We start from the raw sequence: 15,093 nt of genomic DNA, 5'->3' as shown, positions 1-15,093 counted from the left end.
CCATCCGCCCTTTCCGCCCTTTCCGCCCTTTCCGCCCTTTCCGCCCTTTCCGCCCTTTCCGCCCTTTCCGCCCTTTCCGCCCTTTCCGCCCTTTCCGCCCTTTCCGCCTCATGAAACTTGATCCTCCCCCGCGATCGCGTGAGTTCAGACACCAGAAGACATGATAGAGATACAAACGGTAAGTCGAGACACTCGATGAGCCGTTACGGACGAGGCCCTGCATCGACGTAGAATCTGCAGTCTGGGGGGATTGCGCTCTATGAGTGGTGGTCGAAGTCTCGAGGGGCGCGGTGAGCTGGGGGCTCGCCGCGCCCCTCCCTTTTCCCCGTTAAGCCAGGCCCACGTGCTTCTGATCTCCCCCACGCAACCTGATGGATGCCGAGTTCTTCTCTCAGGAAGCGCTGCGAGGGTTGCCATCGAAGGTCGATGACGTCTCTCTCTGCGCGTTCAGGAGCAGTCGAGGGACCACAAGACGGGATCCCCGCCCCGTCCCAAAGACAGCGCGACGCTTGGCTCAACGGAGCTTGTTCCGGCAGATCGCTCTCTCAATTTCCGAGGGAACTCCCAACGTGACGGTAGATGCGAATGGTCAGCTTCCGCCCAATCTGGGCGGAAATCTCTTTCGTCAAATCACTCAGCCGTCGAAATCATCCCATTCACATTGAGTGTCCGGTCAATGATGAAGCTAATGCTTGCGAGCAACTCGGGCGCACCGTCGTTGAACGGTGTCATTGTCAGAGCCTCAAGCGTGTATTCACCGTCTTCCGCTAGGAAAGAGTTCAAGTCCGTAAGGGCCAAATTTGCCTTCTGCGGCAGATAGGTTTCATAGTGGAGAACGCTCGTGGGCAGAGCGTCACCGATCACACCCAAGCGCTGAGGGCCCTTATACACTTGAACGTAGGTGGTGCTATTCGGGTATAGATCCCGAAGGAGGATACTCGCGACCGGAGGGAGTCCTTGATAGGTCTTGCCTGCTTCGATTCCGAAAAATGCCGCTTCCGCAACCGGCCAGATTTGGACCGTCGCACTCGCCATTTCAGAAGTCGATCCACCTGGCCCACCTTGGGTCATCGCCACGAAAGACTCCTCACCCGCAACTTTGGTCGGGAGATCCGGGTCGCCAGGCAGTCGCTGGCTGATGGCATTGTCGACGAAGTTCCCGTTACTATCAAAGGTGTAGGTCCCTTCTTGGGAACCCTCACTGACCACCTCGAAAGTTTCGTCGTCATACAATCGGTAGCGGCGAACGACCTGGATCTGTTTGGCTTCGGCCGGAGCGTCCGGATCTGCACGCAATCCGGCGATCTTGATGCGCACACCGTAGGTTTGATCGGCTCTCGTCCGAGGTGGATCATAAGGATCCTCCGAAAGGATCTCCACCGTGACTTTCGGAAGATAGGTCCCCACCGTCTTTTCATCGAGCTTCTTGAGCTCCGTCACGTTGTTAGCCAAAGTGGCAGTGGCATAGAGCTGGAAAACGGCAGAATCTCCAGCCAAAGGCTCCGAGAGCACTTCGCCATTGTCGGACGAAATCGGGATATCGTAGATCACCGAGCTCGAGTCGATGACCTGAATCTGACGAATGAAATCCTGAGCGTGCGCTCCTGCAACGAGACCCGGTGCCATGGCCAGAACCAGCCGGCGAGCATTCAGGAAAGGTCGAGCCATCATGGTGCCGAAGAAGGTGAAGCTGGGAGTGCTGAGGAGGCGACCGAAATCGGACTGCGGTTGAGGACGGCAACCACGATCCGGTCGGTTTTCTGCAAAGTTTCCCACCGAGTGGGATCGATGATTTTCTTCCCGGTCGCTTCCTCGAGAGAAACTTCACAAGGTTCGATCAGGGCTCGGTATTTCGCCGAAAAGTCTCTCCAAAGAACCAACTGACCTTGGGGCCCCGCGACTTTGCAGGAAGCCAAGCGGTCCGGAAGGAACAAGACTGCTCCCTTTGGCAACAGGGTGTAGCAGCCGTCGTAGGCAAGGAAGTCCGAATGTTCTAAGATATCCCAATGCGTGACCTGCCCTGGCTCTTTTCGAAATCCCTCGAATTTCTCTTTTTCGAGACGTGCTTTCAGCTCCGGATTGGTGGTGGCGCGGCGGGTGGGCGCCAATCGCTTCTCCGGGAGAAACTGGATGCCTTGGCCACTGGAACCGGAAGGTGGGCTCTGAGCATCGGCCGCCAGGCATAAGGCGGCATTCAGCACAGCGAGAGTGAGAGGCAGGAACTTCATGTTTGCGAGATGGGAGGGAGATCAACTTCCGCTGCTCATGAACACCACTTCTCCGTCAGAGTCGTAGTCGGAAAAAGGTGGTGCCGTCTCACCGCCACCCGTTCGATCGATTTCAAATCCGACCGTTGTTGCATTCCCCCGCAGCACCCAGTTGGAGTCCACCGTGAGTTTTCCCGTGATTTCGGGCGCTGTCGGCAAGTATTCAGCAACCACGTAAAAGTAGCCATTGGGATTTCGATTCGGAATCGAGTAGTCGCCACTCCCCGCCAAGTGAAACACCAAAGTCACTTCGGGATATCCGAACATCTTTTGTGTCTCCCAGGTCTCACCATAGATGCGGACGGGACCCGTACTCACACCCGGACGATCACCCGTCACCTCCAAGCGCTCGGGGTAGTACTGCGCCCAATTGACCTGGAGCTTTACGTGGGAGGAGATATTGACGTGGTTTCCGAGCCCGCCAATCCACCAACCTTGGCGGAATTTGTTCTCCGGATCATTGGGGTCGGGAAAAGCTCCGTCGCATTGATCACCGAGAGCGAGAGTTCCTGCCACCCCCAGGATTTTGTAGGAGTAGGGACGGCCTGCGTAGGAGCCAATCCCCTGGCCATGGCTATCGAGAAGAATCGAACTGGAGCCCAAATGAGGAGCCCAGCAGTAGACTCTGGCACCCGTTCCAGCAAGAGCTGACGAGACCATGCAACAAAGGAGCGCGAAACGCGCAATGAGGGAATTCATGTGGGGGTGGGACGGGGGAACCACCACCTTGCACGGCCAATGGGGTGAAGCCGTTCAGGGCAGCAGTCGGGGGAAAGGGAGAAACAGAAATCACAGGCCTTCACTGCCTGCGACGAGCGAAGCCTGCCATTTTCCCGCCTGCCGGATATCGCACGAACACGTGGGGCCATCGGACGCCCCGCTGGCACGCTTCCTGAATTTCTCTTGCAGAAGCGCGACTTGGATCACGGCAATTCCATGACCTTCAACGGAAACTTTTTCGGCTCAGCTCCCCATGGAGGCGGTCCGTCGAATATGCCTCTTCGCCGCCGAGAATCTTGCCCCGCCCGTTGTCCGTCCGGCCTCCCTCCAGAGGGGCTCAAAAGATCCGGACGGCCACGGAGTTTGTTCTTTGTCGGCTTCGCCTCAATGCCGCCCGCTCAAGTTGCCGATGGTCTGGAAGATCGCGTTGATCATGAGATAGGCCATGGTTCCGATCATCAAGGCCATGATGATCAGAATCGTCGGCATGATCAGTGCCATGATCCGGTTGAGGTCTTTATTGAGCTCTTTGTCGTACCGCTCGGCGGCACGGCGCATCGACAAATCGATTTTCCCGGTTTGCTCGCCCACGGAGACCATGTCGATCAGCAGAGCAGGAAATTTGCCGGTCCGGACCATTGCCTTGGACAGAGCACGGCCGTCGCCCACCTGATCGATGACTTCGTTGAGAGCACCTCGCAGCGAAAGATTCAGGGTGGCGTCTCGCGCCAGTTCCAACGCACGCAGCAGGGGAAGTCCATTGCCCACGAGATTCGCCATCGTTTCCAAAAACTGGACGAAGAACCGGCTCGAAATGACCGGTCCCGCAAGTGGCAAGGTCAGTTTCACACGATCCCAAGTCGGGCGATTCTCTTCGTTGTCTTTCCAGGCCTTGAAGAAGAGGCCGCCTGCAACCAATAGGATCAGATAGACATACCAGTAGGCTCCCAAGTGATCGCTCACATTGACCAACACTTGAATCGGCAATGGCAGTTTCCCTCCCGGCGCCGACTCAATCAATTGGGTCAATTGCGGAATCAAGACCGTTACGAAAACCACCGAAACCCCAATCCCCGCGCAAACAAGGAACGCGGGGTAAATCATCGCCAAAATCAGCCGAGACTGCAGCTCAGCGAGAGTTTTAAGATAGTGGGCTTGCCGTTTGAGAATGGTATCCAAGGCCCCGGATGCCTCACCCGCAGCAGCGAGTGAGCAATAGAGTGGGCCAAAGCTGGGACTCACCCGCTTCAGTGCGACCGAGAAATTCGTCCCATCGCGGACTTCATTCCGGATGCGCTGAGCGACCTCTTTGAGACCTCCCAGTTCCTGACGATTCTCCATCGCCTTGAGGGCAGGCTCCAACTGAAGCCCCGCGGAGAGCATGTCCGACAATTCTTCCGTGAAGAGCACCACCTCGGGTCGCTTCAGTTTCAATTGCCCGGAGGAATCCGCCGAATCCGACTTCGCCTGCACGGTCGGCTTGGCCTTGGGAGCGACTTTCTTCTTGGCGGCCTTTTCCTTGGTTCGAGCAGCCGAGTCGGCGGAAACCTGCTGAAGGCTTACGGGCTGAAGCCCCCGCCGTTCGAGCAAGCGCAACGCTTCGCTCCGGTCTCCCGCGTCGATCAGGCCGGATTGAACACCGCCTTTGGCCGCAAGGGCCTTGTAATTGAATGAAGGCATCGATTTCGGAATCAGGCTCCTCCGGCATCCGTCGCGGTGACCGAAATCACCTCCTCAATGGTGGTCAGTCCCTGCAACACCTTATGCCAGCCGTAGCCGCGCATGGGGATGTAGCCATCCTTGAGCGCTTGGGCTTTGATTTCTGCCGCGGGAGCACCGTGGGCGATGAGATCTTGCATGACACCGCCGATCACCACCACTTCATAGATGGCGAGACGACCTTGGAACCCAGTGTCCCGGCAGCGGTCGCATCCCACCGCATCATACGCCTGTCCCGTGATCTCCAAGGGAATTCCCAGATCCAGTCGGTCCTGCTGAGTGACTTCACGCGGGACTTTGCAGTGATCACACAGCTTGCGGACCAACCGCTGGGCAAGGAATGCCCGCACCGCCGCTGAAACCAAGAACGGCTCCACACCCATATCCGTCAAACGGCTGATGCCTCCGAGAGCATCGTTGGTGTGCAAGGTCGAGAACACCAAGTGACCGGTTAGAGAGGCCCGAATCGCAATCTCCGCCGTCTCCAAGTCCCGGATTTCCCCGATCATCACGGTATTCGGGTCAGCCCGTAGAATCGATCGAAGTCCTGCTGCGAAGGTCAAACCGATGTCGGACTTCACCGCGATCTGCATGACGCCTGGCAGCTTGTTTTCCACCGGGTCCTCAATGGTCACGATCCGTTGGTCCGGGCTGTTGATCTCGCTGAGGAAAGAATAGAGACTTGTCGATTTACCTGAACCGGTGGGGCCTGTGATCAGGATGATGCCATTGGGCAATTTGAGGAGACTCTCGATCCGCTTACGGACGAACGACTCCATTCCCAGACGGTCGACATTGAATTTTTGTTGGTTGAGCAGGCGGAGCGAAACACTCTCGCCCTCAACGGTGGGCACGGTCGCCACCCGGACGTCGATGGTCTGGCCCTGGAACTCAAGATTGATCCGTCCATCTTGGGGAAGCCGGCGTTCCGCGATGTCCAGACGCGACATGATCTTCAAACGGGCGATCACCGAGCTTTGCAGCGCCTTGATGTTTTCGGGGACCGTCACCTCGACCAATCGACCGTCAATCCGATAACGGATTCGGAGATTGTCCGCCAAGGGTTCGACGTGAATATCGGTCGCCTTTTGATCCAGAGACTCACGAATGATCTGATTCACGAATTTCACGACACTCGCTTCAGCATCGTCATCCGCATCGATCACATTGGCCTCATCGGCGACTTCGAGATTGGAAAAGTCCATGTCGCGCCCTTCGAGGATCTGCTCAAAGGTATCCGCACCCACCCCATAAAGACGCCGAAGAGCCTCATGAATGCGCCGCCGAGAGGCCATCACCCACTCGACCGGCATTTCAATCTCCCGCGCGACCTCTTGGCGGGCGACCAAATTGAAAGGATCGAAGGTCGCCAACTTCAGCACCGGTGCTTCTTCGCTGCCGACGACTTCGATGGGAAGAAGTCGATGACGCAGGGCGACCCGCGGACCACAAGCTTCGCGGAGTGGCAGGGGTGCTTCGGGTTGCGGAATGCTGGGCAGCCATTCCATGCCCAACTCGGAGGCCAGTTCCCGCATGTAGGGCTCCTCATCCACCAAGCCCGCATCCAGGAGGTCATCGATGGGAGATCTTTGGCGAAGAGCCGCGCTTTCCAGCACTTCCTCAAGCTTCTTCAATTCGTCACATCCGCTCTTTTTAGCGGGTTCGATCAACAATTCGGTCATGCGGTCGGCTTCTTGTCCCGTAAAACCCCCCGACCGGCAACCTTGTCTCTCGAAAATTGCCTTATCGGCTCACTTTTCCCGGAGCAAACTCCGTACGTAGATATCCCGGCCCCAAAGGCAATGAATTAGTTTGCGAATCCTGACTACTTCGGTTCCTATCCTTCCGTGCTTCGGCACATGTCCGCCAGTCCGATGGAATTGGCCCGTCTGATTCGGAAAGCACTCCGGGGGGAGGTCTTTTCGAGCGGTCGATCCCATCAATGGCCGGGCTCAGAAAGGGCGCGGGTTGTGAATCCGGGGGGAATCCAGCCCGCGTCTTTCTGTGTACGCCTCTCACTTCAACCTTGGTGACGCCCGAGTGGCCTCCCAGTTACGACAGCTGATTGTATTTGAGGTTGTTTCCCTTCGATTTTTCCACGGGGTAACGCTGCTCATTCAAATCGATTTTCTGCTCCATGGCCGCCCCCAGATCGATCCCCAATCGATCGGCCATCTCGAAAAGCAAAATACCCACGTCCGCCATCTCACTGGTGATCTCGCTTTTGCGCGCGTTCACCCTCTCCTCGATCTGCTCCGATTGCTGCCATACAAAGTGTTGCAAGAGTTCCCCGGCTTCCGCCGCAATCGCCACGGCCATGTCCTTCGCATTGTGGTAAACGTCCCAGTCGCGCGCCGCGGAGAATGTTCGAATACGGCGCGAGAGCTGCTGAATTGAGTCGGACATGGAGCCATTCTGCTCGGGATTCCGACTTCGCCAAGGATTACCCATGAGGCCTTGGGCAAAGCGACCTCCTCTTGCAGATGGCCCCCAGCGGGAGCATGCTGGCCTCATGAAAGCCGCCCTTCCGTTGATCCTTTGTCTGACCCTCGCCGCATGTGGCGACATTGATTCGAAGAAAACCACCATGGAGACCTCCTCATCTGCACCTGAGCCCCCTGCCCAATCCGTTGAAAAAACGGACGCCGAATGGAAAGAGCAACTGACTCCCGAGCAGTACCAAATCCTTCGTAAAGCCGGCACCGAAGCCCCGAATGGCGAAGTTTACAAAGAGTTCAAACACCAAGGAGCCGGCACCTACTACTGCGCCGGCTGTGGCGCCGAGCTCTTCAGCTCGAACGAGAAGTTCGATTCCCGCTGCGGTTGGCCTTCGTTCTATGACCCGGCGAATGCCAAAAACGTCAAAACCTCCACCGACTACAAATTGGGATACCCCAGGACTGAGGTGATGTGTGCGGTGTGCGGTGGCCACCTCGGCCACGTCTTCAAGGGCGAGGGCTTCGACACTCCGACCGACCAGCGTTACTGCATCAATGGTACGGTGCTCGTTTTTGTTCCCGACGAGGAAAAATCCGAGCCTAAGCCTGAACCTTCAGAGGAAGAGCCTGCCAAGAAAGACTGAACCATCTGCACCTCCGGGGCGGTGATTCTGCCCCATCGGCTTTCACCAACGCTGGAGTCTTGAGGCTCCGGCGTTCGTTTTTTGGGAGGCATCCGTTACTTGAAAAGACCATGCCCGTACAAAAAGAGGAGGATGGGACTCGCGCGTCTTCCCCCGAATTCGCGCGGTCCCATCCTCACTTGCCCGTCCTGTGGGCACCGCTAAGCAACCCAACTCGTGACACGGCCCCCCAGCCGAAAGTCACGATGGCAATGCAGGACGGATTTCTCTGTGAAGAAGAAAGAGAAGTCATCTCGGCGATTCCCCCGAATCCCCTTGAAGATCCCCTTTTTGCAAAAGGTCTGAATCCGACGGACTTCGCCCATTCCGAAAAATGCGCTAGCCAGCTTTTTCATCACCGAAGCACCAGCCTCCACTGCGACCCGGTGACTGACCTTTTGGATCGAATCTTGGTCACCCGCTTCGAGAAAACCCGTGGCGGAGATGCTGAAATCCTCCTTCCCAAGGAACCGCATCCGGCTCGCTTCCCCCGAAGCGCAATCGCCGGTTTTTGGCACCCGAATGGGAGTGAGGCTCATCATCACTCTCTCCAATCGCGGCCGACGGGGTCGATTTCCAAATTTCTCGAAATTTTTTCACTTCGAGAACTTTTGCCAACCCATGCGGTCAGGAAGCCCTAACCAAGCTCCCTCGGAATCCCCGCAGGATCAGGGCATCGAGAATGAAGCCCCTTCCATTCCAAGCATGCCCTGATACTCGATGGTGACCCGCTCCTCTACGCATGACGGGCCGAGTGGGGTTCAATCGCCTCGAAGCAAACTCAACAGCTTCTCGGCACAAGCACGTGCAAACGCTGGATCATTGATGGCGAGCGGGAACCTCAGCACTTCCTTTCCGCAATCGCTTTCCAGCGCCTCCATCAGAGCTGCATCCGCCTCTTGATCTTCAAATACTCCCCCTGGTTCTCCGATCGCGCTGAAACCTCGTTCCGGCATCAGGATCGAAACCGGCCCCCGATAAGCGTTGATCTTTTCGGCAAGGATCCCCCCCAACTGCCTCGATTCTTCCACAGAGGTCCGCAAAAGGGTCACCTGAGGATTATGATAGTAGAATTTCCGGCCCTCAAATCGATCGGGAACCGTCTCCGGTTCTCCAAAATTGACCATATCCAGGCACCCGGGAGCCACCACGGTCGGAAGGCCGGCGATCCCCGCAGCTTCGAGACGATGGGGCCCAGCCGAAAGAACGCCTCCCACAAGTTCGTCCGCCCATTCCGTGGTCGTCAGATCGAGAACACCCGCCACCATGCCACTGGCCACGAGGGACTCCATGGTTCTCCCACCCGTGCCGCAGGCGGAAAAAACCAAGACCTCAAAACCCGCCTCCTCCAAAACACGTTTGGCTTCCGTCACGCAGGCCGTCGTATTGCCAAACATCGTCGCCACGACCAGTGGCCGGCCTTGGTGTTCGGGCGGAGGAGCCTCCACCATGCCGCAAATGGCTCCGGCGGCGCGGCTGAAGACTCCCAAAGAAACCGAATTCAGCCCGGCGACGTCGACGATGCTTGGAAACATCACCACATCACTGGTTCCGACATAGGGAGCCGTATTGCCCCCCGCCATGGTCGAGACCATGACTTTCGGAAAGCCAAGGGGCAAAGCTCGCATCGCGGCAGTCGAGATCGCCGTGCCCCCTCCTCCCCCAGCAGAAATGACGCCCTGAACTCGGCCAGAGGACACCAGCTGGGACAGCAAAACCGGGGCCGCCGCGGCCATCGCCGCCACGCATTCTCCCCGGTCCCGTTTTTGCATGAGAGACTCAAGATCCACGCCCGTTGCCTCGGCAACCTGATAACGGGAGATGTCCGGCTCCACCGTGGGAGCCCCTCCGCTACCGACATCCATCAGGAGAGCCTCGTGCCCGCACTTGCGAATGCACTCTGCAAGATAGGCGTGCTCCTCACCCTTGGAATCCAGGGTGCCGATGACTGCAATGGTCGCCATGGAACTTTGGGGGGAGTCAGCGCTTCAGCGGCACTGCTTTGAACTCACGAGTCAGCGAGGTGAGGGATTCCTCCACTCCCATGCGCTCCAAGCTTGAGGCCCCCACAAAGCCCACGCAATCGGTCGCACTGAGCACACGATCCACATCCTCAGGAGTGTTGATCGGGCCGCCATGGCAAAGGTAGAAAATATCGTCGCGCACCGATTTTGCCGCATCGATGATCTCTTGAGTCCGGCGAATGGTGTCGTCCCAAGTGGCGACGGCACCCGTCACGCCAATGGACCCACCCACCGTGGTGCCCACGTGAGCAATGATCGCATCAGCACCGTTTTCGGCCATTTTCTTCGCCTCCTCGGGAGACCCGACGTAGACGATCGAGAACATGTCCATCCGGCCCGCCAGATTGACCATCTCGAACTCCTTCTCCACGCTCATTCCGGTTTCTTCAAGAACGCCTCGGAAATGCCCATCGACAATGGTGTGAGTCGGGAAATTATTCACACCCGAGAAGCCCATTTCTTTGACCTTAAGCAGCCAATGCCACATCCGGCGACGTGGGTCCGTGGCGTGAACTCCGCAGATGACCGGGATTTCGTTGACCACCGGCAACACCTCGTATTCGCCAATTTCCATGGCAATCGCATTGGCGTCCCCATAGGCCATCATGCCTGCCGTGGACCCGTGACCCATCATGCGGAAACGGCCGGAATTGTAGATGATGATCAGATCCGCGCCACCCTTCTCAATGAACTTGGCACTGATGCCCGTTCCCGCTCCTGCGGCAATGATGGGTTCTCCTTTTGAGAGAGTGTCTTGAAGTCTTTCGATGACTTCGGCGCGATTGTAGGGATTTCCGGTTCCTGTCCAGGGATTTGCCATGCGTCGGTAGTTTGGGGTTGGACGTTCAGTTACGCATCCAACCCCACCGGAACAAGCTTTGGGAATCCACCTCCGCCTATCACGATTCCCACCTCCACTCCCGTGGAGGTGCTTGAACCTCAATCCAGCAGGGATTCGATGCGCTCGCGGCGGGCGAGACGACGTGCCCAAATCCGTTGCTGGCCCTTGAGCAGTCTCACTTGGCCCGGTGACATCCGGGTGATGGTCCGCAGAGCCTTGGCAGGGCTCTTGAACTTTGCTTTGCGACCTTTCCGGGGCCCAGAAGGCTTGTTCCGTTTCTTTTTCTTCGGAGCTTTGGGTTCCGCGGCCTTGACCGCCCCCCCCCCTTGCTTGCGCTTCGGCAGGACGAGCTTTCCGTCATCGAACAGCAGAACATGGCCTTGGGTGAGGAGCCAAAACAGATCCACCAGCCATTCTTTTGGCGGTTCAGGAGTTCCTTCGGGCAACAACGCTGCCCACAAGGCAGCCAATTTGGCATCCGGATTCTCGTCGAGATATCGAACCATGGCCGCCGGACGCTCCGAGAGCCCCTCGTAAGTTGAGAGCGGATGGGGCCGGGCGGGACCGCAGAACAGCTTGCCCTTCGTTTTGAAGATGGCCAGGTGATCCGACTCCAGCGCTCGGCACAGGGCAGGAATCATCATGGCCGGATGCTTCCGCGCGTGGCTGCCAGCGATGCGGACAGCGGCGAGAATCCCAATCGACAGCGCCTTGGCATCGATGTCTCCAGGTACTTCAGCTTTGAAGGTCTCTTGAAAAAACTCGTCGAAACGGTTCTGGGAAAAATCCCGATCCATCTCGGAACGGTCAAAGGTCCATGCGTCTTCATCGCTTCCCTTGACCCGCCAGCGAGTCCGTTTTTTCATGCTTTCGAGCCACTCGTTGACGGCTTCTTCGCCCCGCTCCGTCCTCACCCTCGAGGCATACCGATCAAAGGGCATGTTGGAAAAACGCTCCCGATGCAGTCGACGCAAGTTGGCCTGATAGGAGTGGAAGTTCGGCGGACCAAGCCACTCCCCGGAGAACCCGCAGCGGGCCACAACCTGGAAATTGCCAGCCGGTGCTTCGCATTCGATCTCCTCACTCTCGTAAATTTCATCAAATAGAGACGACGAGAGAAAATGAGCCACCGCCTCCTCCTTGGTCAGAAACAGCGATGCGTCCCGCTTCCCCCGGAACATCGGCGATTTCGACTCCTCCATGGCAACCTCCAAAACGTAGCTGCCCCGATGGTTCAAAAACAACTTCGCGACATCGAACAAGGAATAGACCCGGGCCCGATGCTGGATCTCCTTCACCATGCGATGGGCCGCTTCGATTGCCGGTTGCAGCGAAACCTTCACGCCAGGTGCTGGATCGGGGAGTTCGCGGCGGCCTTCCGTCGCATCCCGCCGTCCACCAAATCGACCGCCACGACGATCCTCTCCACGACGATCCTCTCCACGACGGTCATCGGATCGACGTTCGCCCCCGCGACCACCGCCGCCCCCGCCGCCTTGGCGACCTTGACCGCCTTCCCGACGACGACCTCCGGGCGCTCCCGGACCTTGGCCACCACGGCCCCGTCGGGAAAATTCCTCTTCGCCACGATGATTATCGTACTTCTTCGCCGGTGCGTTGTCCCGGGCCCATGCGGGTCCGAGCGAAAACGCTGACAGCAGGTCGTCCTGCTCCTTGGATGGGTCGCTCACGAGCGCGACTCTAGCGATCCCTGCGGGAATGACAAACTTGTCGTGAAAGGAATCTTAACTCTGTTTCTGCGGAATTCACCCGATCTCCAAGAGGTCGATGATCCGATCCACCGCCCCGGCGTGCTGCGCCAGGACCCGCTGGCCCGCTACGGCGCACCGAGATTGCAACCCCGGATCGTCCAACAAGCTCGCAAGCACCCCGATAAGCCCTTCTTCATCAACACGAAAAGCCCCTCCCGCATCCACCATCCGGCTGACCAAGGGTTCAAAATTCTCCATGTGAGGCCCGACCACCACGGGCTTGCCGGCTTCAATGGCCTCGGCAGGATTCTGCCCACCGATGGACCGAAAACTTTTTCCCATCACAACGACTTCCGCGGCTTGGATCCAGTCCCTCAGCTCACCGGTGCTATCGACCACCAGAACCCATTTGCCTGGTTCAACGGGAACTTGGAAACGACTGCGCAACACCCCCTGCCCTCCCGCTTTGGCCAAGTCCTGTAGGACTTCCTCCCTGCGCTCGGCATGCCGCGGCACCACCACGGGAAACCCTCCCGCTTCGAACACCGCATTCGCCAACACCACCTCTTCGCCGGCATGGGTGCTCGCCGCCAGCACGGGAGGTTTTCCCCCAGCCAGAGCCTCGATCATCTCCCCAAATTCCTCTCGGCCGGCTCTTCCCTGCTGGCGACCGGGATCAAATTTCAAACTCCCCGTGACCGAGACTCGATCTGCCGAAACCCCCAGATGCTGCCAGATTTCGGCATCGCTCGCCTCTTGGACAGCCACGGCATCAAGGTGCCGGAACACCGGGCGCACCCAATCCGCAAGCTTCCGAAAGCGGCGGCGCGATCGGGGCGACATCCGAGCATTCACCAATCGGACGGGAATGTTGCGACAAGCACAGGAGCGCATCAAATGAGGCCACATTTCGCCTTCCACCAAGACGACCTGCGACGGTTCAAAACGCTTCAAGTACCGTTCCACTAAGATCCGGAAATCGACCGGTTGATACACCACGCGCACCCCCTCCGGCGCCTGAGCCTCGGCCACTTGGCGACCGGTCGCCGTCGCTACCGCCAACACGAAGCGCTTTCCTGGCCGGCGATTTTGCCACGCTCGGATCAATTTCAATGCCAGCATGGTCTCCCCCACGCTCACGGCATGGACATGGACTTGGCCACAAGGCTCAAACTCCAAATCTTCGCGATACTTCCCGAAGCGTTCTCCCAGGCCACTCGTCCAACCCCCACGGCGGATCATTTTCAGCACCCATGCCGGTCCCGCCGCCAGCACATACACCGGCAACAAGCACCGGTAAATCATCAGCGGCCACTCCATTGGGGCGCGAACCTAAATTCCCGCTTTCCGCCCGTAAAGGAGGATGGCGCTACTTCCATAAACACGACGCTCCAACAGCTCCAATCCCTCGGAGACCGGAGGCTCAGAGTCCGCCGATTGCTCGACAACCCACCAACCTTCTTCAGAAATCAAGAATGGAGCAAAGGGCTTTCCCAGCAGCTCGGCGAGATGATCACGATCGAGCTTCGATTTGGCATACGGAGGATCGGCAAAAACCAAATCGAACCCTCCTGCGGACCGTTTCGCCCATGGATGCACATCCGAGGCCGTCACCAGACCACCTGAGAGACGGGTTTTCTCAAGGTTGCTGCGAATCACCCCCACCGCCTTGCGGTTCTGTTCCACAAATTCACAACTCGCCGCTCCACGACTCAAGGCCTCGAGACCGAGCGCCCCTGAGCCGGCAAACAAATCGGCCACCCGTGCTCCTTCGACTTTTTCCCCCAGAATGGAGAACAAAGCCTGACGAACAAAGTCCGTCGTCGGGCGGGTCACCTCGCCCGGCACCCGAATCGCCATCCTCCCTGCTGTTCCGGAGATAATTCTCATGGTTTCCTCACGAATCAGCGAGGGGCTTGAAGCTCCTCCTGCTTCAAGATTCCTGCCTCCCCGAGCGGGAAGCGGATCACGATGCTGTTATCATACAAAGGAGTTCCTTCGGCGGACACCTCTTGAATGCGATACACCAACATCCCATAGACTCCGTCGGCAGTCTGACCGATCGCGAAATTTTCCTTGGTTTTGCCCAAGCTCGTTTCCTCCTGAAAACGCCATTCATGGCCGGTCCACGCTCCCAGAATCGAATCTTTTTCCGCCGCCACATCCTCCAAACGCTCCAGCTCCCCATTGGGAGAGACCATCACATCCTTTTTCGGATCATACTTCAGCGTGGAAATCGGAAATGCCCCTCCTGCGGTGGTGATCTTCCACATCCCATCGTCCGTGGTGGTCAATCGCAGGACAATCGGCTCCACCGCCCGGAATTCGCGAGTCGCCCAAATCGCCAAATACTCTTCGTATTCCTTCTTCGTCAGGCCCAAATTTTCGTGATAGGGCAGCGGCACTCCCGGGGCTGACTTCTTTGAATGCTCGGCGAACCACTCTGGGTTCTTTCGGGCCGCGGTCTCCACGATGTCCAGGTACTTGTCGAGCTCCTTGGGAGGCACCACGGCAATCGTTGCTCCCTTCACCAATTTCCCTTCAGGGAGCACACGGAGAACTTCCGGCACCTCGGCGGCTTGAGCGAATGCGCTGGCGCAGAGAACGGCGAAAACGGCGGGAAACGATCGGTTCATGGGCAGGGGCGGGAAGCTGCGCTTTCCCGCTCGGAAACTCAAGGGTCAATCCC

At 58.0% G+C, this 15,093-nt stretch carries 15 protein-coding genes; 1 reads left to right on the top strand and 14 read right to left on the bottom strand.

What is annotated here, in order from left to right; genetic code table 11:
* Positions 1 to 630: 630 nt before the first annotated feature.
* From HNR46_RS12340 to HNR46_RS12315, 6 genes are all read right to left on the bottom strand, one after another.
* Entirely contained in the window at positions 631 to 1,671 is a 1,041-nt protein-coding gene (locus HNR46_RS12340; protein WP_184019222.1) for a hypothetical protein, read from the bottom strand.
* Positions 1,668 to 2,228, bottom strand: coding sequence for a hypothetical protein (locus HNR46_RS12335; protein WP_184019220.1), 561 nt, complete (start codon positions 2,226 to 2,228; stop codon positions 1,668 to 1,670). The genes HNR46_RS12340 and HNR46_RS12335 overlap by 4 nt, the downstream gene beginning before the upstream one ends.
* Positions 2,229 to 2,249: 21 nt before the next feature.
* Positions 2,250 to 2,966, bottom strand: coding sequence for a hypothetical protein (locus tag HNR46_RS12330; protein ID WP_184019218.1), 717 nt, complete (start codon positions 2,964 to 2,966; stop codon positions 2,250 to 2,252).
* Between the two features lie 405 nt (positions 2,967 to 3,371).
* The gene (locus HNR46_RS12325; RefSeq protein WP_184019216.1) at positions 3,372 to 4,667 is read right to left on the bottom strand and encodes a type II secretion system F family protein; all 1,296 of its coding nucleotides are present in this window, start codon (positions 4,665 to 4,667) and stop codon (positions 3,372 to 3,374) included.
* An 11-nt stretch (positions 4,668 to 4,678) separates the two neighbouring features.
* Positions 4,679 to 6,388, bottom strand: coding sequence for a GspE/PulE family protein (locus HNR46_RS12320; RefSeq protein ID WP_184019214.1), 1,710 nt, complete (start codon positions 6,386 to 6,388; stop codon positions 4,679 to 4,681).
* A gap of 370 nt (positions 6,389 to 6,758) precedes the next feature.
* A complete protein-coding gene (locus tag HNR46_RS12315; RefSeq protein WP_184019212.1) occupies positions 6,759 to 7,112 on the bottom strand; it encodes a nucleotide pyrophosphohydrolase in 354 nt (117 codons plus the stop codon).
* 106 nt (positions 7,113 to 7,218) lie between these two features.
* Between HNR46_RS12315 and msrB the strand changes: the two genes are divergently transcribed.
* Positions 7,219 to 7,788: a peptide-methionine (R)-S-oxide reductase MsrB gene (gene msrB / locus HNR46_RS12310; RefSeq protein ID WP_246418064.1), complete on the top strand. Its 570-nt coding sequence runs from the start codon at positions 7,219 to 7,221 to the stop codon at positions 7,786 to 7,788.
* 200 nt (positions 7,789 to 7,988) lie between these two features.
* Here msrB and HNR46_RS20650 read toward each other — a convergent pair whose 3' ends face one another.
* The 8 genes from HNR46_RS20650 to HNR46_RS12275 form a co-directional block, all read right to left on the bottom strand.
* Positions 7,989 to 8,369: a hypothetical protein gene (locus HNR46_RS20650; protein WP_221285146.1), complete on the bottom strand. Its 381-nt coding sequence runs from the start codon at positions 8,367 to 8,369 to the stop codon at positions 7,989 to 7,991.
* A 219-nt stretch (positions 8,370 to 8,588) separates the two neighbouring features.
* Positions 8,589 to 9,791 carry a Tm-1-like ATP-binding domain-containing protein gene (locus HNR46_RS12305; protein ID WP_184019210.1) on the bottom strand — a complete coding sequence of 401 codons (1,203 nt, stop codon included), beginning with the start codon at positions 9,789 to 9,791 and terminating at the stop codon, positions 8,589 to 8,591.
* Positions 9,792 to 9,807: 16 nt separating this feature from the next.
* On the bottom strand, positions 9,808 to 10,671 hold the full coding sequence (locus HNR46_RS12300; RefSeq protein ID WP_184019208.1) for a phosphoenolpyruvate hydrolase family protein: 864 nt from the start codon (positions 10,669 to 10,671) through the stop codon (positions 9,808 to 9,810).
* Between the two features lie 119 nt (positions 10,672 to 10,790).
* On the bottom strand, positions 10,791 to 12,035 hold the full coding sequence (locus tag HNR46_RS12295) for a hypothetical protein (protein WP_184019206.1): 1,245 nt from the start codon (positions 12,033 to 12,035) through the stop codon (positions 10,791 to 10,793).
* Entirely contained in the window at positions 12,032 to 12,280 is a 249-nt protein-coding gene (locus HNR46_RS12290; protein ID WP_184019204.1) for a hypothetical protein, read from the bottom strand. The genes HNR46_RS12295 and HNR46_RS12290 overlap by 4 nt, the downstream gene beginning before the upstream one ends.
* 178 nt (positions 12,281 to 12,458) lie before the next feature.
* Positions 12,459 to 13,724 carry a 3-deoxy-D-manno-octulosonic acid transferase gene (locus tag HNR46_RS12285; protein WP_184019202.1) on the bottom strand — a complete coding sequence of 422 codons (1,266 nt, stop codon included), beginning with the start codon at positions 13,722 to 13,724 and terminating at the stop codon, positions 12,459 to 12,461.
* 12 nt (positions 13,725 to 13,736) lie between these two features.
* Positions 13,737 to 14,294, bottom strand: coding sequence for a 16S rRNA (guanine(966)-N(2))-methyltransferase RsmD (gene rsmD / locus HNR46_RS12280; protein WP_184019200.1), 558 nt, complete (start codon positions 14,292 to 14,294; stop codon positions 13,737 to 13,739).
* A gap of 14 nt (positions 14,295 to 14,308) precedes the next feature.
* On the bottom strand, positions 14,309 to 15,040 hold the full coding sequence (locus HNR46_RS12275) for a hypothetical protein (RefSeq protein ID WP_184019198.1): 732 nt from the start codon (positions 15,038 to 15,040) through the stop codon (positions 14,309 to 14,311).
* Positions 15,041 to 15,093: the final 53 nt, after the last annotated feature.

Source organism: Haloferula luteola, assembly GCF_014201715.1.
Taxonomy (GTDB): domain Bacteria; phylum Verrucomicrobiota; class Verrucomicrobiia; order Verrucomicrobiales; family Akkermansiaceae; genus Haloferula; species Haloferula luteola.
This window is presented reverse-complemented; position numbering and strand designations above follow the sequence as displayed.